This window comes from Robertkochia marina, from assembly GCF_004799345.1.
GTDB classification, from domain to species: domain Bacteria; phylum Bacteroidota; class Bacteroidia; order Flavobacteriales; family Flavobacteriaceae; genus Robertkochia; species Robertkochia marina.
Genome location: NZ_SSMC01000002.1, coordinates 262,051 through 285,196, shown reverse-complemented (window position 1 = coordinate 285,196; position 23,146 = coordinate 262,051). Strand labels below are relative to the sequence as shown.

At 42.7% G+C, this 23,146-nt stretch carries 16 protein-coding genes and 1 tRNA gene; 9 read left to right on the top strand and 8 right to left on the bottom strand.

What is annotated here, in order from left to right:
* The first annotated feature begins 70 nt into the window (after positions 1–70).
* Positions 71–1,345, top strand: a complete 1,275-nt coding sequence (locus E7Z59_RS07720; RefSeq protein WP_136335746.1) for an alpha/beta hydrolase-fold protein — start codon at positions 71–73, stop codon at positions 1,343–1,345.
* Positions 1,346–1,458: 113 nt separating this feature from the next.
* Here E7Z59_RS07720 and E7Z59_RS07715 read toward each other — a convergent pair whose 3' ends face one another.
* Positions 1,459–4,263 (bottom strand): prolyl oligopeptidase family serine peptidase, encoded by a 2,805-nt coding sequence (locus E7Z59_RS07715; RefSeq protein ID WP_136335745.1) that lies wholly within the window; start codon positions 4,261–4,263, stop codon positions 1,459–1,461.
* A gap of 397 nt (positions 4,264–4,660) precedes the next feature.
* Positions 4,661–6,034: a TlpA family protein disulfide reductase gene (locus E7Z59_RS07710; protein ID WP_136335744.1), complete on the bottom strand. Its 1,374-nt coding sequence runs from the start codon at positions 6,032–6,034 to the stop codon at positions 4,661–4,663.
* A gap of 204 nt (positions 6,035–6,238) precedes the next feature.
* Here E7Z59_RS07710 and E7Z59_RS07705 point away from each other — a divergent pair, with 204 nt between their 5' ends.
* The gene (locus tag E7Z59_RS07705; RefSeq protein WP_136335743.1) at positions 6,239–7,777 is read left to right on the top strand and encodes a M28 family peptidase; all 1,539 of its coding nucleotides are present in this window, start codon (positions 6,239–6,241) and stop codon (positions 7,775–7,777) included.
* A gap of 972 nt (positions 7,778–8,749) precedes the next feature.
* Here the strand turns inward: E7Z59_RS07705 and E7Z59_RS07700 are convergent.
* The 4 genes from E7Z59_RS07700 to E7Z59_RS07685 form a co-directional block, all read right to left on the bottom strand.
* A tRNA-His gene (locus E7Z59_RS07700) sits at positions 8,750–8,825 on the bottom strand.
* 112 nt (positions 8,826–8,937) lie between these two features.
* On the bottom strand, positions 8,938–9,660 hold the full coding sequence (bshB1, locus tag E7Z59_RS07695) for a bacillithiol biosynthesis deacetylase BshB1 (protein ID WP_136335742.1): 723 nt from the start codon (positions 9,658–9,660) through the stop codon (positions 8,938–8,940).
* A 34-nt stretch (positions 9,661–9,694) separates the two neighbouring features.
* A complete protein-coding gene (locus tag E7Z59_RS07690) occupies positions 9,695–10,858 on the bottom strand; it encodes a trans-sulfuration enzyme family protein (protein ID WP_136335741.1) in 1,164 nt (387 codons plus the stop codon).
* Between the two features lie 3 nt (positions 10,859–10,861).
* Entirely contained in the window at positions 10,862–11,461 is a 600-nt protein-coding gene (locus E7Z59_RS07685; protein WP_136335740.1) for a glutathione peroxidase, read from the bottom strand.
* A gap of 244 nt (positions 11,462–11,705) precedes the next feature.
* Between E7Z59_RS07685 and E7Z59_RS07680 the strand changes: the two genes are divergently transcribed.
* A complete protein-coding gene (locus tag E7Z59_RS07680; RefSeq protein WP_136335739.1) occupies positions 11,706–13,712 on the top strand; it encodes a protein-disulfide reductase DsbD family protein in 2,007 nt (668 codons plus the stop codon).
* Entirely contained in the window at positions 13,663–15,222 is a 1,560-nt protein-coding gene (locus E7Z59_RS07675; protein ID WP_136335738.1) for an aminotransferase class V-fold PLP-dependent enzyme, read from the top strand. The genes E7Z59_RS07680 and E7Z59_RS07675 overlap by 50 nt, the downstream gene beginning before the upstream one ends.
* Positions 15,223–15,318: 96 nt before the next feature.
* Here E7Z59_RS07675 and ccsA read toward each other — a convergent pair whose 3' ends face one another.
* Positions 15,319–18,513 carry a cytochrome c biogenesis protein CcsA gene (ccsA, locus tag E7Z59_RS07670; protein WP_136335737.1) on the bottom strand — a complete coding sequence of 1,065 codons (3,195 nt, stop codon included), beginning with the start codon at positions 18,511–18,513 and terminating at the stop codon, positions 15,319–15,321.
* Between the two features lie 233 nt (positions 18,514–18,746).
* Here ccsA and E7Z59_RS07665 point away from each other — a divergent pair, with 233 nt between their 5' ends.
* Both E7Z59_RS07665 and E7Z59_RS07660 read left to right on the top strand, forming a co-directional pair.
* Positions 18,747–19,511, top strand: coding sequence for a Rossmann-like and DUF2520 domain-containing protein (locus E7Z59_RS07665; RefSeq protein ID WP_136335736.1), 765 nt, complete (start codon positions 18,747–18,749; stop codon positions 19,509–19,511).
* On the top strand, positions 19,492–20,022 hold the full coding sequence (locus tag E7Z59_RS07660) for a KdsC family phosphatase (RefSeq protein ID WP_136335735.1): 531 nt from the start codon (positions 19,492–19,494) through the stop codon (positions 20,020–20,022). Before E7Z59_RS07665 ends, E7Z59_RS07660 begins: the two co-directional genes overlap by 20 nt.
* On the opposite strand, the gene E7Z59_RS07655 is transcribed toward E7Z59_RS07660, so the two are convergent.
* Complete coding sequence (locus E7Z59_RS07655) at positions 20,019–20,864, bottom strand: TolB family protein (protein ID WP_136335734.1); 846 nt, start codon at positions 20,862–20,864, stop codon at positions 20,019–20,021. The genes E7Z59_RS07660 and E7Z59_RS07655 overlap by 4 nt on opposite strands.
* A gap of 114 nt (positions 20,865–20,978) precedes the next feature.
* Here E7Z59_RS07655 and E7Z59_RS07650 point away from each other — a divergent pair, with 114 nt between their 5' ends.
* The 3 genes from E7Z59_RS07650 to E7Z59_RS07640 are packed head-to-tail and all read left to right on the top strand — an operon-like array spanning position 20,979 to position 23,055.
* Positions 20,979–21,569 carry a Maf family nucleotide pyrophosphatase gene (locus E7Z59_RS07650; protein ID WP_136335733.1) on the top strand — a complete coding sequence of 197 codons (591 nt, stop codon included), beginning with the start codon at positions 20,979–20,981 and terminating at the stop codon, positions 21,567–21,569.
* Between the two features lie 39 nt (positions 21,570–21,608).
* Positions 21,609–22,517 (top strand): septum formation inhibitor Maf, encoded by a 909-nt coding sequence (locus E7Z59_RS07645; RefSeq protein ID WP_136335732.1) that lies wholly within the window; start codon positions 21,609–21,611, stop codon positions 22,515–22,517.
* Between the two features lie 4 nt (positions 22,518–22,521).
* Positions 22,522–23,055, top strand: coding sequence for a mechanosensitive ion channel domain-containing protein (locus E7Z59_RS07640; RefSeq protein ID WP_136335731.1), 534 nt, complete (start codon positions 22,522–22,524; stop codon positions 23,053–23,055).
* Positions 23,056–23,146: the final 91 nt, after the last annotated feature.

The window sequence follows — 23,146 nt, the reverse complement described above, 5'->3', positions numbered from 1 at the left end:
AATCGCATTGCCAGTATTGGTACGCTCCTCTTCTTCTCTCATGCCTAACCTGACATAAAATTTACAGGGAATGAGGTGGCATTCTAAACTCCTGTTTATTCTGATCTTCTTATGTATTTTCAACGGCCTGCGGGCTCAAAACAGTGAACATACACAGGAGGCAAAAGGAATTGAGATAGGACATATTGATAAAATTTATTCTGAGATCCTTCAGGAAGAACACCGTGTATGGATACATCTGCCTTCTGAATATACCAGCCATACAGAAAAGCCAGATCGTATCTATCCGGTTATGTTCATTCTTGATGCTTCGAGCCATTTTACTGGGATGGCTGCCATGGCAGATCAATTAGGCAGGGAGCTGTTCTGGCCAAAAATGATCATTGTAGGCATAGAAAGTTCCAACAGGTATCGCGACTACACCCCTTCAAAAATTCATCCGCTGGATGACCTCCCTCCTTCATATTTCAACCATACAGGAGGTGCCGCTGTCTTTTTAGAATTCCTCACCAAAGAACTCATCCCTTACATTGAAAGTCGCTATCCTGCAGCACCGTATCGCAGTCTTTTGGGGCATTCTCTCGGAGGGTTGTTTACCACCTATGCCATGTATACCGGGACAGATGCTTTTAGAAATTTTATAGCCCTGGACCCAAGTGTTTGGTGGGATCAGAATTACCTGTTAAACCAATTGTCTGCCTACAGAAAATGTTTGTTATCTGAAAAGACCAATTTCTACCTGGTGGCGGCCAATTCATTACCTGAAGGTGTTACCCCTGAGAACGTGCATACAACAAGTGGTGACAGAACCGCCCATTTTAAGGCCATCAAAAGACTGGATGACCTTATGTATCAAATGAGGTGTGATGAGGAGAACTATACTTTTAGATACCACAACAGTAACAGTCACGCCAATATAGGATTACCTGCTTATTATGAGGCGGTTACCACCATCTTTGACTTTTACAATATTGACCCTGTGTTAAAAGCATTCGACCCGGAAATCCTGCACAATATCTCCACAGAGCGTTTTTTAGCCGCCTTTAAAGATCATTATGCTACCATTTCAGAAGAGCTGGGGTTTGTAATACTGCCTGAAGAAGATCTCATTAGTGATATGGGCTATAAGAGTCTGGAACTGGAAGATTACGAAAAGGCCGAAGCCCTTTTTAAACTCAACATCACTAATTTCCCTGAAAGTTCAAGGGTTTATGACGGTATGGGCGATTTTTATTTCAGTATTAACCAGCTGTACAAAGCAGAACGCTTCTATGAAAAGGCCCATTCTTTTGGAAAGGATAACCACAGTAAGACAAAACTAAGGTTCTTAAAAACCAAACAATAAAAAAGCCCCTTGATCAAGGGGCTTTAGCATTAATTTGAACATAATAAAACTAAGATCCCGTATGCTTCATACGTATAGCGACCATCTTACTTTTTTCTTCACATTTCATCCGATCAATCATTCCAATTTCTAAGACGTTCCTGTTGTTCTGAATAAGGTACACTTCCGGTCATCCAGTCTTCCGGCTGCTCTCCTTTTAAATGGTAACCGAACCATTTCAGGATACGTTGCTGGTAATCGATCTGGTTATTCTTTCTACTCAGACTATGTCCTTCATTCTCATATACCAGTAAAACAAACTCCTTACCGGCTCTTCTGGCCGCATTGTAGTATTCAACACCCTGGGACCAGTTCACATTAGCATCGGCATCTCCTACCATGAACATAACCGGAGTGTTTAGGTTATCGATCTGCATCACCGTAGAATTGGCTACATATTTTTCCGGAGCCATCCAGGGCGCCACTTCCATACGTTCCTGTCCTACTTCAAAATGATCATTTTCAGGTCTCCAACCAAAGGCAGGCGTTACAGCCAGGTTCATGCTGATCAGGTTGGTAAGTCCTGCTCCTGCTACAGAGGCAGCAAAAATATCGGTCTGTGTTGGTACAAATCCTGCCTGGTATCCTCCCCATGAGTGTCCTATCAGTCCTACCTTTTCAGCATCAACATCTCCCTTTTGAACCACGGCTCCAACGGCATTCTCCAGGGTTCTGGCCGCAGATACCCCCGGGTTACCGGCTTCAAACTCCATATCGGGTTTAAAAACAAAGTAGCCCGACTGTACCCAAAGTAGGGTATTGTAATAATCGTTTTCAGAAGGCTGCATATAATTGTGCAGACCATGCGACAACTTTTCATAAACATAGGTGATCATCGGGTATTTCTCTCCTTTTGAATAATTGGCGGGATAATACAGAACACCCTGTGCACGATGACCTTGTGAGGTGGTATAGTCTACCAACTCAGCCTTACTCCACTGATAATCACCCTGAAATTCATTGATACTGGTTAACTGCTCATTGGTGATAAAACGGTCGGCAGTGTAAAAAGCATCTCCCGGAATATCATATGAAGAACGGATATATACTATTTGACCGGTCTGATCATTTCTGGCGATCCTTCGGATACCGGCATCTTCAAAGATCAGATTTTTTACAGCACTCCCCGGTTTTCCGGCGGCATACCCCGTTCTCTTCGTCCATTTTCCTTCTACCGCATAGAACAATTTGTTGCGAGTATCAATCAGCCCCCCGTCTTTGGCAGTAAAGTCAAGACGGAAAATGTTCTGATCTTTCTTGCCATTGGTTAGATTTCTCGGGGCTCTCCCATCAACGAAAAACTGCCATACATCAAATTCTGAATTCAACAGGAATGACCTCCCGTCTTCTGCCCATCCAACAAAACCGTAGGCCGGTTTCTGTGGCAGAGGGTGGTCATTGTGCTCATCAATAAAACTCACCTCTAAATGACCGGTCAGGTCCTGAGATATTTCCTCGGCTATATCATAAATAAAAAATCTGTTGTTCTTCAGATAGATGAAAAAGTTTTCATCTGGGCTTAATTCATAATACTTGCTTACCTTCTCTACTAATTTCTTGTTTTTACCGTTTCCGGCATCAACCAGGTATACATCGTAATAATGCCTCCCAAACATCCCTTCTCTCTCATAGGGAGTTTCATCATACCCCAGCATAAACCGCTGGTCTTCCTCTACATTTACCTTCTCTAACACCTCATCCTGAAGCAGGGTGATCTCTTGTTTTCCGAAATTGTAAACCGCAGTTCTAGGCTTTTTAAAACCCTTCATTCCCGATACTCGCTGAGCAGGAACTAATACCTTATCCTTGCTATGCCATATCTGCAAATCTGGTGCCTCATCATGCTTGTTATGAAAAACAGGCTTTACTACGTCACCATGACCTTCTGTATCTGCTACCAGGGTATCCAGCACCTCCTTTGGAGACTCCGTGTATTTTTTTGTTCTGTAATACAGGTTGAAGAACAATCTATCACCATCGGCAGACAGTTTAATACCATCGGCCATAACACGTTGATCAGCATCGATAAGTCCTTGTTGATGAGGATCAAAGACTATCTTCTTGTCTACTCCCTTATCCAGATCCTTATAAATGACCACTTTATGAGATACTTCCTTGAAGGTATCATCTTCCGTTTCCTTAATAATCATTACATCTGATGAGTTTTCCAGCCACTGCATAGAAACATATTCCCCGTCGTGATTATCCAGCAATTGAATGCTGCCGGTTACAGGATCGTATAACTGGATCTCGCTATCTCCTTTTTGATTTTCTATCAGGAACAGCAGTATGTTTTTTTCAGAGTTCCACTCAAAACGCTGCACGTTACCAAAACTGATCTCTCTTCCGGATTTCATATTACGGATCAACAAGGAGTTTCCGTGGTCTCTGGTTTTGGTCATCGCCAAAAATGCACCATCATTACTGAACTCGTACTTCTTCAGGTTATTAACCGTAACGGTGTCTTTCTCTCTCAATGAATACAACCAGGCTCTAGATTCAAGTTCTCCGCCTACCTCTCTGATCCTTTGCATGTCCTTACCGGGAAGTGTTCTCCTTAAGATCACCCATTGGTTATCGGGAGAATACTCGATCCCGTTAACGTTCTCAAACAAAACTTCTTCTCCACTTCTAAGGTTCTTAAGTTTCAGGTTCCGATCTCCTTCATTGGTACCGGTAATTACTGAAACCCAATTTCCATCTTTAGAAAAATCTGCTCCCCTGACACTTTCCCACTTGCCATATTCAGATGGCGTAAGAGGCTTCAGATCCTCTCCCGGAAGGTGTTGGGCAGCTACGCTTGAAACAATTAGAAAAACGAACAGCACGTGAAGTGATCCGGCCATCAAAAGACGACCTTTCTTGAAGTAAATGTTCATGATGTTAAGGTTTGGGTTACGCCTGAGTCAATAACTTGATTATCAGACGGTCGCAAGATAATAACAGCCATGAAAACTGAAAAGAAAATGGTGAATTTTAAGAAAAAAATGTGGATTTTATAGGATATAAATGATAAATGCAACTACTTCACCTATTAATTATAGGTTAAGAGGTGTATTTCAACCCGCAAACAAAACACTTAATCGATTAAAAAACAGATATTTAGACGCAAAAATCACCCTGACTGCCCACTGAAAAATCACGCTTTACATTGATAATACCTCTCATCTTTGAGTCCTGAAAATGAATCTTATAGCATTAAACTTACTCATAAGAATAAAAAAACCTGCCAAAAAAAGGTGGCAGGTTATCTTATGAGGTTTAAGAATTAGAAGATCAAATTTCCAATTCATTAAAGAGCTTACGAATATCTTCACTGGAAGGTCTGGGAGCGTTGCTGTTCACAATATTACCCTGGGGGTCAACCAATATAAATCTCGGAATTCCTTTGATCAGATAGTCCTTAACAAATTGAGAGTTCCAGTCATTATCTGCGAATAATTGAACGCCACCCAATTCCAGTTGGGTTACCATATTTTTCCATTTATCATGATCCTTTTGCTCATCAATGGAAATACTTACGAAAACGATGTCTTTGTTCCTGTATTCCATTTCTAACTCCTTGAGCGATGGGATCTCTCTCTTACACGGGCCACACCAGGTAGCCCAAATATCCATATAAACATACTTCCCTTTCAGATCGTTCAAAGAGGTGGTACCTCCTTCATGATTTTCATAATTTCTAAAGATCGGAGAGGGCTTGCCTTTCGCTATCTTACGCATTTTATCAAAATCCTTTGTAACAGCGTTTTGATACTCCTTGTTACTGCTATAGGCCATATAAAAGTTATAATAGGCCTCAGGATCTTCAGAATAAGACAGGTAGGTTTTCGCATTTTCATACAACAGCTCATCCCTGATCTCCTGATCTCCGTTTTCTGCAATAACCTTAAGTAAAGCTAATGACGGTTCAATAGTGTCTTTCTTTACCATGGCAGAGGCCTTCTGGTTGTAAGTAGATGTGAGCAGATTTCTGAAGGCAGGAGAAAAACGGAAAGCCTTTTTATCCTCCATATTAATGCCCCTTAGTTCTTCCTCGATAATATCAGAGGCTTTAAATCCTTTATTCCCGGTATAATAGGCATGATACATCTCGTAATTATTGACCTGATTCAAATATTCATAGTCAATATTGCGTTCTTCCAGCTTTTGAAAAGACCTTGACAGCGATTTAGCCCCTTGTAAAAGCTTCTTATGAGCCTCTTTCTGTTTATTGAGCTGTTCCAGAAAAGTCCTTTCGTCAAGCGTATAAATATTCTTGATGCCATTCTTCAGATCTTTGGTCAACTCCTCTTTTGTTCTGTAATAAACAGCGGATGCCGCTGCAGACCCTTCAAAGTTAGCCCATGTTCCGGGTTTTGCTGCGTCATAGTTTACATGAAGCCGGTCTCCTTCTTCAAGGTAAAATTGCATTTTTTGTCTTCCATCAGAAAGGGAGAAGGTCCCTGAAGTAATTTGAAGCGTATCTATAAAGCTACCATCATCTTCAAGTGTGATCTTTTTGTTGAAATCTCCTGTCAGGGTGTTTAAAGCCAGTGTTTTGCCATGAGCATTCTCAATACTTCCTTCTACAATTGAATAATCTACAGAGGACTGTTGTTCGCAGCCTACTGCCAACAGAGTTAGTCCTATTAAAACATATATCTTCATTCGCACTTTTCAGCTTCATTTTTTGCAAGCTGTCAATGTTAAATATTAATTCACTAAAAACCCTTAACAGAAACTTAAAATTTATTTTGAAATATTTAAATCTTTAAGTTTTCTTAAAACTCACCCAACAGGACTCCAAAAAGTCTTAATAATTAATTGCAAACATTATATTTGTCGCTAAATCAAAAACACAAACGATTGCTTATGAAAATCGCCATTTACGCAGGAGCCTTGCTTCTGGCTGCTTGCAACAGTGCACAACAGAATATTTCTTCTGACCAGGCAGCAGTTAAAAGTGGAGAAATATCTCCGGTGACCTACGCCAATACCATTACCGAAGGTGAATTAAAAGATCACCTGTACACCTATGCCTCTGATGAGTTCAAAGGACGTGATACCGGTACTGAAAGTGAAAAGATGGCCACCGACTATTTGAGTAACGCTTATAAGGAAATGGGTATTAAAGCCGCACAGGGATCAGGTAATTACCTGCAAGAAGTGCCTTTAATGCGCAACTCCCTGCCTACAGGAACCATAGAAGTAAATGGAAAAACCCTGAATATTGGGGAAGATATTTTTGCCGGTACGAAGATGAACAATGGGGAAATGTCTGCCGTTGATGCCGGATATGGTATTGAGACCGACACTTACTCTGACTACGCTGATATCGATGTAGCCGGCAAAGCAGTGATCATTAAGGCCGGAGAGCCTAAAAACGAAGACGGATCCTATGTAATCAGTGGTACCTCAACTAAGAGTGACTGGAGTAACTGGAGAGAAACCCGTCAAACCCGCATTGATATTGCCATGGCCAAAGGTGCTACGGCAGTGATCTATCTCGATGATGAGTTGAACAACCGTTACCGTCGTGTATACGATTATATGAAAAAATCTGACCATGGCGGTCAGCTTACATTGGTAAAAGGCGAAACGATGAACAATGTGTTCTTTGCTTCAGAAGATCTTTTAAAGGATGTTTCAACCGAAGAAGTGACGCTTAAGATCAACGGACAAAATGAGAGCGAATCTGTAACTGCTAATAATGTAGTGGCATTTATAGAAGGTAAAAGCAAGCCTAACGAATATATCGTTATCTCTGCCCACCTTGATCACGTTGGTGTTGGAGCCAACGGTGAGGTATACAATGGGGCTGACGACGATGGTAGTGGTACGGTAGCCATCCTGGAGATCGCCGAAGCCTTCCAAAAAGCTGTTCAGGAAGGAAATGGTCCTGAAAGATCTATAGTTTTTCTTCATGTAACCGGAGAAGAAAAAGGATTATTCGGTTCTGAATACTATACTTCAAACCCTGTTTTCCCCTTGGAGAACACCGTAGTAGATCTTAACATTGATATGGTTGGACGTATCGATCCTAAGCGTGAAGGCGACCGTAACTATATCTACCTGATCGGCTCTGATAAACTGAGTACAGAACTCCACGAACTTTCTGAAGAGGTGAACAGCACCTATACCAATATTGAACTGGACTATACCTATAATGATGAGAACGATCCTAATCGTTTTTATTACAGAAGTGACCACTACAATTTCGCAAAGAACAACGTACCGATCATCTTTTATTTTAACGGGACGCACGATGACTATCACAAGCCAAGTGATACCCCTGATAAGATCAACTACGATCTGTTGACCAACCGGGCCAAGCTGGTTTTCCACACCGCCTGGGAGATAGCCAACAGGCCTTCCAAGGTAAAAGTAGATAAGACAGATGTACAACCTTAATAAAAAAAGCCCCGCAACTTGCGGGGCTTTTTTTGTTATGCGGGTATGCGGTTATGCGATTATGCGGTTATGCGGTTATGCGGTTATGCGGTTATGCGGTTATGCGAAATAAAGATAAAGAATCGTCTTTGCGAGGTTTGTGCAGCAAACCGTGGCAATCTCCTAGAACTTACTACGAACCTCAATTTGACCAAGTATAAAAAGCCCCAATCTGGTTTTGCTTTACAAAACTCCATCGCGCCAGCTGGCTCCCCTGGCTGCCGTCAGGCAGGTTCGCTGAAAACAGCCACTGGCTGTTTTCTTAACGCTCGGCCCTCCGATCAAAACCCCTCAGGCCTGCGGCCAGCTCCCCTTAAAAAAGGGGAGCGTTAATCCGTATTTGTAAAAGAAATCGTTAATAAGGAGAAGGTGCCATAAATTAGCTTCTTACACTATTGAGTTTTATAGGAATGCCTGTGAAGAAATCAATTCCCTCTCCCTTGGGGAGAGGGTGGCATCGCCTCCCGATAATCATCGGGGAGGCGATGACGGGTGAGGGCTGTTTCAACTGAATTAACCATGAAAAAATTCCTTACCTAAAAGCGTATTCTGAAAATAAATTTACGCTCCCCTCCTTTTTAAGGAGGGGAGCGTAAATCCATATTCTTAAAGGAACTCGTTAGCAAGGGTTACTCGCATCATCATTATTGGAAACGTGACATACCCCCTCCTTTCCAAGGGGGCTGAGCGTTTAAAAATGGTTCGGTGAACCATTTTAGCGAAAGAGCCAGCAGGCGCACTGGAAAGAAGGCCGGGGTGGTTCGGGGGTGTTAACGCTGCATCCGCAGCGTTGAGCCGTGAGGGAAAACCTGCCAATAAAGCCTTCAGCGGCTATGGCCGCTGGTGCTTTTTTTTGCACCCTTAAGCCCCTTGAAAGCAAGCTTTCGGGGCAGGGTACAAAAAAAGCCCTCAGAATTCTCTGAAGGCTTTATTGGGTGGAAGACCGGGTTCGAACCGGCGACCTCTGGAACCACAATCCAGCGCTCTAACCAGCTGAGCTACAACCACCATTTGTTGCGTGTGCTCTGCCAAGTGGCAAAGCGAGTGCAAATGTAGCTTATTTTATCTCTTTTTGCCAAATATTTTTTTAAAAAAATACACCAAAAAAAAGGAGTTCTTTTTTAGATCAGGTCATCTAACTGTTCTACAGCCACAAAGCGCTCTGCCGTGAATCCTTCGGCATGATCAACACCGATCAAACGCCCCAGGTCTCTAGCCCTGTAATCAAGACTGTCAAAGAAGGTTTTCGTACTGATCGGGGTTTGGGGTTCATCACTCTTCGGATCATAAAACTGAGACCCGTACGCTTCAATGGCATTCATCTTGGCATCCATAAAACCACTGACATCCACCACGAAATCCGGATCTATAGACTGCCATTGAATATAATGGTACACCCTTTTAGGCCGCCACGGATCCTGCCAGGTATCATCCCCGTCAAATTTCGTATCTATCTTTATTAGTCCGCTCAGAAAACAGGCATCGCTTACCAGCTTACTCCCCTTTGCGTGATCTATATGACGATCTTCAATGGCATTACACAGCACTACCTCCGGGCGGTATTTTCTGATCATACGAATCACTTCCAGCTGATGTGCCTTATCATTAACGAAGAACCCATCGGCAAACTCCAGGTTCTCGCGAACCAATACCCCTAATCGGGTAGCTGCGTCAGCGGCCTCTTTATCTCTGATAGCTGCAGTACCCCTGGTACCCAGTTCTCCGCGTGTAAGATCAATGATCCCCACCTTTTTTCCCAGGGAGATCTCTTTGGCCAGAGTAGCGCCACAACCCAACTCTACATCATCGGGGTGGGCCCCAAAGGCCAATATATCTAACTTCATATCTTAACTTTTAAACAAAAATAACGAAGATTCCTTAATCAACCGCAACCTTAGAGTTGGCCATTGCCAGGGCCTGTTCAAGGTCTGCTACAAGATCTTTCCTGTTTTCTATACCCACAGATAACCTCAGTAATCGGTCTGATATACCCTGTACCTTCCGCTCTTCAGCACTCAGGGATGCATGGGAAGTCTTTACAGGGGAAATTATGGTCGATTCAACCCCGCCCAGACTCATAACAGGCTTAATAAGTTTGAGCGCCTTCAGAAACTTCCCAACCTCCATATCCGGATGAAGATCAAAAGAAAGCATGCCTCCAAATCCCTTCATTTGCTTTTTAGCCAAAAGGTGATCAGGATGATCTTTTAGCCCCGGGTAATACACCCTTTCTATAAGAGGATGTTTCTCCAGGTACTTTGCCAGTTTACCGGCATTCCTGTTCTGGGCTTTCACCCTTATTCCCAGCGTTTTCATACTGCGCTCCAACAGCCATACCACATGATCACTCAGGGAACCCCCGAAATTTCGGGCAAAAGACATCACCTTTCCCATATGCTCATGAGACCCGCAAACCACTCCTGCCAGAATATCACTATGACCGCCCAGGTATTTGGTGGCACTGTGAATCACTATATCGATACCCTGCTCAGCCGGGTTCTGATTTACAGGAGACGCAAAAGTATTGTCGATCATAGAGACCAGCTCATATTTTCCGGCCAGTTCTGCGATCATTTCCAGGTCTGTAATGCTCAAAAGTGGATTGGAGGGGGTTTCTACAAAGATCACCCGCGTATTTTCCCGGATCTCATTTTCAAAATCTTCCCGCTTATTTCCGGAGACAAAGGAGTAAGAAATACCAAATTTATCGAATTCTTCCCTGATCAGGTTAGAGGTACCACCATAGAGATTGCGTTGAAAAACAACATGGTCTCCGGCACTTAAAAAAGCGAACAACGCCGTACTCAAAGCCGCCATACCACTGCCAAACACCATGGCAGTATCGGTTTTTTCCAATGCAGCCAGCTTTGTGTTGAGTGCATGTTGGTTAGGCGTATTAAAGTATCTGGGATAAACATTATCCCCTCCTCCTTCAAAAGTATAAGCCGTAGCGGGATACAGGGGCGAAACTGCCCCATGGTACTGCTCATCTATCAGTTCTCCCGTATGGGTGCATATGGTATTTAATCCTTTTGCCTTCATAGGTTATTTACTTTCGATCCAATCTGTGATCTTTTTATCATCCGGCAGCATCTGTGGTTCAATCACCGCTGCTAAAGTACCGTCTTCATCAATGAGATATTTCTGAAAATTCCATGCCACCTCAGAATCTTTTAGTCCGTTCAGGTCCTTTTGAGTCAAAAAACGATAGATCTCATGCATATCTTCTCCTTTTACAGAGATCTTGCTCATCATAGGAAAGCTCACCCCGTAATTCAACTGACAGAATTCGGCGATCTCAGTATTGGATCCGGGTTCTTGTTGACCAAAATTATTAGCAGGAAACCCTACAATGGTAAATCCGCTCCCTCCATACCGCTCATATAACGCTTGTAATTGCTCGTATTGAGGTGTCAGGCCACATTTACTGGCCGTGTTTACGATCATGATCTTTTTTCCTTTTAAATCGGCAAAATCAAAATCATCTCCATTGATGTCTTTAACGGTAAATTGATAAATGGTTTCAACACTCTTTTGTTCGGTCATGGCTATAGTTTCTGAAGAAGTTTCTTTAGTTGACTGATCGGTCTGTTTACATCCTCCCACCGCGAGCGAAAGCATGAATACAATACTTAATTTTTTCATTCTGTTTTTTTTTGAAGACGAATTTAAGCATATTTCACATCGGGCTTATGTTTGTAAGAAAAATTAACAATTCGACAACGATTAAGCTTTTCTGTAAGGCAGCCTGTAATCAGTAATTAAAATATGATGGTTTTAAAACGGGGGCATGCTTTCACCAGGTGATTTTTTTCAAAAAAAGTTGTTAAGTTATGAAGAGAAACACCTTAAGCCGTTTAGATTTGCAAATACTTACTAACTACATACTATGAGGAATTTTCTTTTAGGATTCTTTTTCTTAACCACTGCTTTCATACACGGCCAAATTCTTGATCCCGTAAGTTGGGATACCGAGGTTAAAAAGATCTCAGACAACGAGTTTGAACTTATCTCGACAGCCACTATTGATTTTGGGTGGCATTTATATTCTCAAGAGGTGCCGGAGGAAGGCCCTTTACCAACGGTTTTTACCTATGAGACTCAGGAAGGGGTTGCATTGGAAGGCAACACCATAGAACCGGAAGGACATACGGATTTTGATAAGACCTGGGGGACTGACATCAAATATTTTTCAGATGAAGCCATCTTCAGGCAGCGAATTAAGATAACCGAAGCTGTAGGCGTGATCAAAGGGGAAGTAGAATACCAGGTGTGTGATGATGAAAGGTGTTTACCCCCAAATTATGTGTCACTTGAATTCATTGTAGACCCGCAACTTGCTGCAGAAGAGAGACAAGAAGAAGAGAGTAAAGAAACAACCTCACCTGTTATAGAACCGGTGGTTACCGATATTACACAGGCCCCGGGGACCGACCTGGAAGCTGCCAACCAAACCATAGGTAAACAAGACAACCAAAGAGGACTGTTAAGTATATTTATCATTGCCTTCCTTTCCGGGTTCGCAGCCTTATTGACCCCTTGTGTATTTCCTATGATCCCGCTTACGGTGAGCTTCTTCACAAAGCAAAGTAAAAGTAAGGCAGCGGGAATAAAAAATGCCATTATTTACGGCATCTCCATCATTGCCATCTATGTCTTATTGGGGTCATTGGTCACCGCGATATTCGGGGCTGATGCCTTAAACCGTTTATCAACCAATGTAACCTTCAATATCATCTTTTTCCTTTTATTGGTAATTTTCGCCATTTCATTCCTGGGAGCTTTTGAGATCACCCTGCCCAATTCCTGGGCCAGCAAGGTTGATTCTCATTCCAACCGTGGGGGTGTTATCGGTATTTTGTTTATGGCGCTTGCCCTGGCCATTGTGTCTTTCTCATGTACCGGCCCTATTGTTGGTACCCTCCTGGTTGAAGCAGCCAGCAAAGGAGGTATTGCCCCTATTATCGGTATGCTGGGATTCTCCCTGGCATTGGCCCTCCCCTTTGCCCTTTTCGCGGCCTTTCCCGGATGGTTGAATTCGCTTCCTAAATCGGGCGGATGGCTCAATACAGTCAAGGTGGTATTGGGATTCCTGGAACTGGCACTCGCCTTTAAGTTTTTATCCAATGCCGATCTCGTTTTACAGCTTCACTGGCTGGAAAGAGAAGTTTTTCTCGCTATTTGGATCGCTGTTTTTGGCGCCCTGGCACTTTATCTTTTCGGAAAGATCAGATTACCTCATGATTCTCCACAGGATCATATATCGGTGGGCAGGTTAGGCTTGGGCTTACTGGTGCTTTCATTTGTTATCTACCTGATCCCCGGACTTTGGGGAGCACCTTTAAAACTCATCAGCGGCTTCCCCCCTCCGATCCATTATTCAGAATCACCCTATGGAGTGGGTAATACGTCGGGCAGCACCGGAAATTCAGGAGCAGAGCAACTTCCTGAAGGAGCCCACCTCGGCCCTCATGACATTATAAGTTTTCACGATTACGAAACGGGCTTATCTTATGCCAAAAAGGTTAATAAACCCATATTAATCGACTTTACAGGACACGCCTGTGTGAATTGCCGAAAAATGGAAGACAATGTTTGGTCTGACCCAAAAGTATCAGGCCTTCTAAAAAATGAATTGGTATTAATATCTTTGTACGTTGATGACAAAAGGGAGCTTCCGGATTTACCTGAAAACATTTCAGCCCTCAGTGGTGAAAAGTTCAGGAATATTGGGCAGAAGTGGAGTGAATTCCAGCAATTGCGTTACAAAGCCAATGCACAACCCTATTATGTGATCATAGATCATAATGAAAAGACATTAGTAGAACCCTCAGCTTATAATCCAAATGTTGAAGAATATTACAACTGGTTACAGGAAGGTATTAGCAAATTTTAAAGGAGGTGAGTCTGCGGTTCAGGTAAAACCTAAGAACAGCAATAAAGACCTTGAAGCTTATTTTACCCCATTCCGCTCAAAGATCCTTGGAAACGATCATACGATCCATACTCCCTACGGTGAAAAGAAACTCATCTATGCTGACTGGACTGCCAGCGGAAGGATGTACCGCGATATAGAAGAGAAATTACTGGAGGATATTGCCCCCTATGTGGCTAATACGCACACAGAGACTACATTTACGGGCTCTTCCATGACGCTGGCCTATCACGAGGCGAGAAACATTATAAAACGTCATGTTAATGCGAACAGCGATGACGTATTGATCACCACCGGAACAGGAATGACCGGGGCAGTCAATAAGTTTCAGCGTATTCTTGGCCTGAAAGTATCTGAGAACCTCAAGGACCATACGAAGATCCCTGACGAGAAACGCCCTTTAGTGTTCGTTTCTCATATGGAACACCACTCCAACCAGACCTCCTGGCTTGAAACTATTGCCAAGGTCGTTGTAATTCCTTGTAATGAGGAAGGGCTAATCTGTCTTGAGAGTTTTGAAAAGCTCTTAAAAGAACATCAGGAGCACCCTATTAAGATCACGTCGATTACCGCCGCCTCTAATGTTACCGGGATAACCACCAATTATCATGAGATCGCTGCACTCACCCATAAGTATAACGGACTTTGCTTTGTTGACTTTGCATGTTCTGCACCTTATGTAGCCATTGACATGCATCCTGAAGCGGAAGATGAATACCTGGATGCTATTTTCTTTTCTCCCCACAAGTTTCTGGGAGGCCCCGGAACTTCCGGAGTCCTGATATTTAATAAAAAACTATACAAGAACATGATTCCCGATAATCCCGGTGGTGGAACCGTATCCTACACCAATCCATGGGGAGATCATGATTATGTTGATGACATTGAATCACGAGAAGATGGCGGAACACCAGGATTTCTCCAGGCCATCAAGATTGCCTTGAGTATTCAACTCAAAGAAAAAATGGGGGTTCACAACATCCTTGAAAGAGAGCATCAACTCAACGACCGCATATTTTCAAGATTGAAAAAGATTAAGAATCTACACATTCTGGCGGGGCAGCATACCCACAGGCTTGGCATCTTTTCATTCTATATTGAAAATGTGCATTACAACCTGGTAGTTAAACTACTGAACGACAGGTTTGGAGTACAAACCCGGGGAGGTTGCTCCTGCGCAGGAACTTACGGCCATTTTCTTCTGAATGTTGACCAACCCACCTCAAAAGCCATCGAGCAAAAGATCCTGGATGGCTGCCTGATAGACAGACCGGGATGGGTGAGAATGTCAATACACCCTACCATGACCAACGCTGAAGCAGACCTGATCTGTGATGCGATAGAAGCAGTAGCTTCCAATTATAAGGAATGGGGCAAGGATTATATATACGAAGCATCGGAAAACGAGTACCGTCATAAGGCCGACTCAAGGGAAGAAAAAAACCTTGTTCAACATTGGTTTTCAGTATGACCCTGATATAATATTTAGTGCGGATTCATCGCCGTTTGATCATAAAAAAAGGACCTCTAACGAGGTCCTTTTTTATTCAATACATTCCTGATATGATCAGGCTTTCTTATAATTACGTTGCCACGACCAGTAGCTTACTGCACCGAGTATAATAACGAATACCACAGAATACCAAACAAAGGTTGGGGTAATCACCTTATCACCACTGGCGTAAGAGTGCAGACCGGTTAGGTAAAAATTCACTCCGAAGTAGGTCATCATAATACTGCCAAAGGCTACAATACTTGCAAAGTTAAAGGCCCAGCGACCTCTGAGCCCGGGAACCAGCCTCATATGCAATACAAAGGCATATACCATAATGCTTATCAATGCCCAGGTTTCTTTAGGATCCCAACCCCAATAACGTCCCCAACTCTCGTTGGCCCACTGACCGCCAAGGAAATTTCCGATGGTCAGCATGATCAATCCAACGGTAAGAGCTAATTCAGTGATAAGAGTAAGTTCTTGAATATTGAGTTCCATTTTCTTTTTATTGGAAGGAGTGGTGAAAATCATCAGGAATAAGGAAACCACCCCCAGTATCATACCCAGGGTAAACGGCCCGTAACTACCTACGATCACCGCCACATGAATCATTAACCAGTAACTGTCAAGTACGGGTTGAAGGTTCGCAATAGCCGGATCAAGCCAGTTCATATGTGCTCCGAACAGAATAATAGCCGTTACAAATGCTGTAGAGGCGATGGTCAGGTCACTTTTTCTTCCAAAAGCAAGACCTAATGCCATAGTACTCCAGGCCACGTATAACACACTCTCGTAAGCATCACTCCAGGGAGCGTGACCACTAATATACCAACGTATTCCAAGTCCGATGGTTTGTAATAAAAACAGTGCTATGATACCAACCTTCATCCCGGTAATACCCCATCGTACCCATTTAATATCTTTAAAGATCTGAAAGATGATGAACGCGAACATGATCACTCCAAACAGCATATAATACACCAGGAGTTTCTCAAAAATATTCACCTCGTTATAGAGCATTTCTGCCTTGATCTTCTGCTCGCTGGGCATCACCTCTGCCCCATAGTTTCGCTGATTCTTATGCAAGGCCTCCAGAATGCTGTTTGCCTGGGAATAATCTCCCGATGCCTTTGCCTCTCTCAGGCTCATCACATAGAACGGAAGTGAATTTTTTATGAAATTGGCGTACAGAGAATCCTTCACTGCAAAATCTCCTTTTGCATACTCAGGAGCCGAAACCCATTTATTATTCTCATCTCCCGGCAGCGGATATATACGTAGAATATCGCCTCCAAGCGCCTGGTTTAAGAGTCCAAGTTTCAGGTCAAATTCTCTGAATCCCTTCTGAAACTGGTTAGGGGTATTGGTGGCATAGGCCTCCTGAAGGTAGGAAGAAAGCCTGTAGTTGGTGCCATCAAAAAAGTCGACGGCTTTCACCAATTTCTGATCGTCCGGCACCTGGATGATCTCCCGGATGCTGTCATTCTTTTTGGTGATATATACAAAGTCTACATTATACCAAAGCCCGGGATTTTGCAGCATGGATAAAAGAACCTGGTTGGGATCCATGCCCTGAAACTCATCACTTTTGCTTAATTTTCTCAAAAGCTCGGAAGCAAAGGTATTAACAGGTTTCATCCTCCCCTTCTCATCCTGGATAATGAGCTCTCCAAAACGGGCAGCATGTTCCTTATTAACCACCGTAGCTTTTAATACCGAGTCTATTTGTGAAGCGGTAGGCATAACAATACTGGCCTCGTCATGGGTATGGTCATGACCTGTGTGATCATGGTCTTGTTCAGTCTGAGACTGTGCCATACTCATGCTAAAGCTAAATAAGAATGCCACAACGGCGATCGCCTGCTTCTTTGCCTTTACTTTTTCCAACATCTCTCCAAGGTTCTTAAAACGGGTCTTACCGAAGAACATAATAGCCATTAAACCTACATATAAAAGAAAGTAGCCGATGTAGGTGATCCAGGTTCCCCAAAAATCATGATTCACCGAAAGAATGGTACCCTTTTCATCGGGATCAAAACTGGATTGAAAGAATCGGTAGCCTTTATGATCTAACACGTGATTCATATAAATATCATAGTCAAAACTCCGTTCGTCATTCACCGTAACCTTGCTCATAAAAGACGAATACCCTCTTTCGGTACCAGGATACTTCTCTGCAATAAAGTCATTCAACTGTACAGCAAAAGGTAACTGATGCCGGATTGAACCATAGGAGAGGTTGAAATCCAGTCCGCCAAGGGTTACGGTAACGGGATCATTAATAAAGCCTTTACCACCTAATAATTTAACCTGCTGGGTTTCACCTTCGGTTGAAATATTAAGAATCAGGGCATCCTGCTGGTTCTCTGTTTTCTCTTCTGCTTCTACGATCCCGTATTCACCCCTGATCATGGGCTCAGGAAATACGAACTGCATTCCGGCAGTATTGTAGAGCGATCTCATCATTAAGGGTTGAACACTGTCTGCTACCACCTGTCCCTTCAACTGATCTGCCATCCTCATGAAATCACCTGCAAAGGGCGATTGCAGGGTACTTACCGAATCATTCAGCGTAATATTAATAGCCCCTTCTGTGTAGGTGTTAAGGGCAAACAAAACGTTATGTATACTGGCAACCTCTCCACTTTTCAGGTAATGATCGTGTCGGTTACCTCCACCCGCCTCTACGATCTTCAAATAAAGGTCCCCGTCTTCGGTCGGAATCAATCCTTCTTCTGCACCTTTGATAAACCCGGCATAAGCGATCTCAAATGGCTGACCATTGAAATCTGATCGCCATGGCAAAGAAGAACTCATGGCTTCCGGAGTGATCATGATCTCATCCTGAAATGCCCTCCTTCTGGGCTGCCCATCGATCTCTCCATCAATAAAAGCAGTGATATACTTTTTCTCGGTTAGCATAAAGTCGGTGCTCTCGCCCTCACGAATAGGCATAACCCCTTCATAACCTATATATCGGGTAACAAAAGCACCTGTGAGGATCAAGATAAACGAAAGGTGAAGTAATAATACAGGCCATTGATCCTTTCTCCATAACCGGTATCTTTTAATGTTTCCAATAAAGTTGATCAAAAAGAACACCATGATCACCTCAAACCACCAACTGTTATAAATCCATATTTTGGAGGTTTCAGTACTATACCAACTTTCAATAAACGTTCCGAATGCCATAGCAACAGCAAAAACAACAAAAAGAACAGCCATTAACCGGGTAGAGAAAAGTATCTTCTTTACAGAATCTATCATTACAGGTAAGAAATTGAATTTTCAGTGTGCAAAAATAGCGTATTTAGTGCGATTAACCCACTAATTAACATCTATTAAATAAATCTGCAATAGCAGACATTTATCAGGGTACGATGGTCTCTTTTTGGAGTGATTACTGATCAGGCTCAGTCTCTTATCATGTAATGCTTCAGGGAAATTCGGGAAGCTTTTAAAGAATTGTGCACCCCGCGATAATATGGTATTTTCGTACTATGCATGATATTATTCTTATCGGATTCGGAAATGTAGGCCAAAGTCTTTTTAAGGGAATTCAGGAGACCCATGAATTCAGGGTTCGGCAGATCTTTGTCAGGAACAAAGACCATGCTGACCTTCCAACATCAGTACGGGTTACAGATAACCTCCAGGCCCTTGAAAGTGCAGACCTGTACATAGTCTGCGTTACAGATGATGCCATTGAAGAGATCAGTAAAAACCTTCCTTTCAATGACAGACTGGTGGTTCATACCTCCGGGTCTTCTGCTGTTTCAAGCCTTAAAGATCAAACAAGAGCCGGAGTGTTTTACCCCTTACAGTCATTTTCAAGGTCTAAAGAGGTCAACTGGAAAGAAGTTCCCTTATGCCTTGAAACCACCCTGGAGAGCGACCTTACGTTTTTAAAAAAGCTTGGCAGGGCTCTTTCTGACAAGGTATACGCCATTAATTCTGAGCAACGCAAAAAGCTGCACCTGGCTGCTGTGGTAGCCAATAATTTCACGAATCACCTGTATTTTCTGGCAGAGTCAATTTGCAAAGACCACAACATACCTTTCGAGGTACTGCACCCGTTGATCCTGGAAACTGCAACCAAGATACAAAGTATGACTCCCTATGAAGCCCAGACCGGTCCTGCAAGGAGAAATGACCAAAAAACCCTAAATTCGCAGCTTCAGCAAGTGGAAGGCACTGCACTGGATAAAATTTACAAGCTACTAACCGCTTCAATTGCTTCAACTTATGAGCGAGAAAAGTTATAAAGAGTACCTGGAACACATTACCACCTTCGTTTTTGATGTAGACGGAGTGTTAACCGACGGTACCATTCAAATTACCTCTGACGGCCAAATGCTCAGAACCATGCATACCAAAGATGGATATGCTATGAAAGCCGCCATACAACAGGGATATAATATCTGCATTATTTCAGGGGGCAGCAATCAGGGTGTGAAACAGCGGTTAAATGCTTTAGGAGTTACCGATGTTTACCTGGGAGTCTCTGATAAGGTGGAGCAACTGGATGAATATTTTGACATCTATAATATCAAGCCTGAAAATACCATTTACATGGGTGATGATATTCCCGATATTCATGTCATGAAAATGGTAGGTCTACCTTGTTGTCCGAATGATGCGGTTGCCGATATTAAAGAAATGTCTCTTTATGTTTCTCATAAAAAAGGGGGTGAAGGCTGCGTACGTGATATCATAGAGCAGGTTATGAGAGTACAGGGAAAATGGCTTAAGGCACAGGATGCCAGGTATGACTAATCATTGATCCACTCCGGTTCTCCGTGGTAGGCTCTTGCAAAGGTTAATTGCCTTACTTTTTTTGTTTCAACATGAATCATGTAAAGCTGATCTCCCTGATCTCTTTTAGAGTGAAAAGCTATATGTTGTCCATCAGGAGACCATGAAAGTTCACTTTCAATATATTCCGTCCCGGTAAGCTCAGTGATCTTTCCGGTAGCCAGCTCAAGTATTTTCAATTGGTTGGCGGTATCACTTAATTCTTCAGAAAATACGAGATGTTTCCCGTCAGGTGACCATGCCATGTATTTTTGTCGTTTCTCATCATTGGTCAGTCGCAGCATACGCTTTCCCTTCAATTCAAAATAGTAGATCTCATTATTTCCGTCACGATCAGAAATAAATGCAAATCCCGATCCATCGCGCTTCCAACACACCCTTCCGTTATATGATTTACTGCCAACAACTTTCTTTCGCTCCAAAGTGCAGCGATCATATAAAAAAATATATTGGTGGTCTCCAGTCTTTGAAGTATAGGTGAAATTCTTCCCATCAGGAGATGGAGTAAGATTCTCGCCCTCAATAGCTTCAAGGGCCACACCACATCCATCCGGGTCCATCAGCCTGTAACTGAATGTATCGGTTGTATCGGTACTGTAGTAAAGTATCTCCCCGTTTTTTGGTATGTATTTCGGAGCCCAATCCCAACCGGCATTATCAGTAAGTTGTTCTGAAGCTCCCGTTTGAAGATCCAGTTTAAATATGTCAAAATTACCTGAGACCGTCGAAATGTAAAGCAACTCCTTTTGTGCGCTGCAAATAGTTAAAAAAAGAAGAAAGACGAGGGTGAGGGATTTTTTCATCAAGAATTATATATTCCTCTAAATTAGATAATTACACATCCAACTGCTCTATTATTCTACGAACGTTACGATTCATTCTGTATTCGTATTTTCGCTAAGAAATAATACCGTTATATGCTTAAGGAAATACTCAAAGACCATCATATTATCCTTGCTTCAGGATCTCCGCGAAGACAACAGTTTTTCAAGGATCTACGCCTGGATTTTGAGATCAGACTTAAACCGGTAGAAGAAATTTACCCGGAGCGTTTGTACAAATATGAGATCTCAGACTACCTGGCGCAACTCAAGTCACTTCCTTTCAAAGATGAGTTAAAAGAGAAGGATATCCTGATCACCTCAGATACCATCGTATGGCACGAAGAAAAAGCCCTTGGGAAACCCGGTGGCAAAGAAGAAGCTATGGCCATGCTGCGTTCGCTTTCAGGCAAATCGCATGAAGTCATTACTTCCATATGTTTTACCACCCAATCCCTTCAAAAAACAGATAACAGCAGCACAAAGGTATACTTCAGAGATCTCGAGGAATCGGAAATTGAGTACTATGTAAACACCTACAAACCCTACGATAAGGCCGGGGGCTATGGTATTCAGGAATGGATCGGGCAAATAGGCATAGAACGTATTGAAGGCTCTTATTTTAACGTAGTAGGCTTGCCGGTAGATAAGCTGTACAAAAATCTCAAAATGTTCGCAGTTAGATAATATTTCGTACATTTAGTGAATTATAAACCTTAAATCTGCATGAAATCTGCCAGGCTACTACTATTAGCTTTCGTCTTTTTATTGGTTTTTGTGTTCAGCTTCATGTGGTTGTCTAATAAAGGTGTATTTGCACCGAGAGAAACTCCATTTAACCTTGCGATTAATTTTTCGGATTATTGGCAAACAGGAGAGGCTGAGATCACTTCCTATCAGCTTAAGCAAGCCAGGTATGGTGAGATCAGGGAGGGAAAGGCGGTTTTAATTTATGTCACAGAACCTTTTAACACTTCTGAACAGGTAAAATCTAATAAAACCACCGGGAGCCTGCCGGTTTTAAAACTCAACCAAACCCGCAACTTTCTTACCGGCATTTATCCTTATTCTATCATGAGCAGCACATTTTTCCCTTTGGAAAAGAAAAAACATGCTGTCAAGGTCAGTGCCTCGATTCAGGAATGGTGTGGACAGGTTTACAGCCAATTAAATAATCGAGGGGTTTTTGAATTGCTGTCTCATTCCTATTTTGAGGGAGAAGCAGATCAATACCTGGAAATAGAGCCCACCCATCTTGAAAATGAGCTTTGGAGCATTATCAGGCTGGATCCTTTAAAACTTCCTCAGGGCAGTTTCCAGATAATCCCTTCCCTGGAGTATATGCGGCTTATGCATATTGAACCTATGGCCTACCAGGGGCAGGGCGTTTTGAGAAAAAAGAACGGTTCGTATACCTATACGCTTTCTTACCCTTCCTTAAAGAGAGAACTTGCCATTACATTTTCAGAAAAATTTCCCTACGAGATCCAATCCTGGAAAGAGACCTATCCAAGCGGAGGTGCCAAACCGGAGATGCTGGAAAGTTCAGCCACAAAAATTAAACGGATCAAGACGGCTTATTGGGAAAAGAATAAGAAAAATGATACCTATCTTTACCACGCTTTAGGATTATAATTTTATGTTACAAGAGTACTTTGAAGTATACCGGGATTCCTTAATTTCTTCGGTGATCATTTTATTGGGTCTGCTCTTAATTCGTTACCTGGTTACCAAGGGTGTAAAACGGGTAGGACAATCAGGTGAATTGAACAGCAGCAGAACCCTGTTGATCATTAAGTATGTCAATTCTGCCTTTTGGATCTTACTATTGGGTATTTATGGGTTTATCTGGAGCATTAATCTTCAGGACATCGGATTACTGTTGTCTTCTGTATTCGCTGTTATAGGAGTAGCGCTGTTTGCCCAATGGTCTATCATTAGTAATATCACCGCCGGAGTTATATTATTCTTCTCTTTCCCCTATAAAATCGGCGACAGAATTCGCATTCAGGACAAGGACTTTCCGGAGGAGGCTATCATTGAAGACATCAGAGCCTTCCACCTGCTATTACGCACCGAAAGCAATGAATTACTGACCTACCCCAACAACCTGATTCTTCAAAAGGGGGTTGTGCTTGTTCAAAAATTAGATGATGACGATTCCGGGGTCTGATCACGGTAGGTTTTCTAGCGTTAAATAAAAACTAAAACAAGGCCGTGGCCTTTCTTAATTTATATATTTGATTGAAAAGTTGAAACCAACC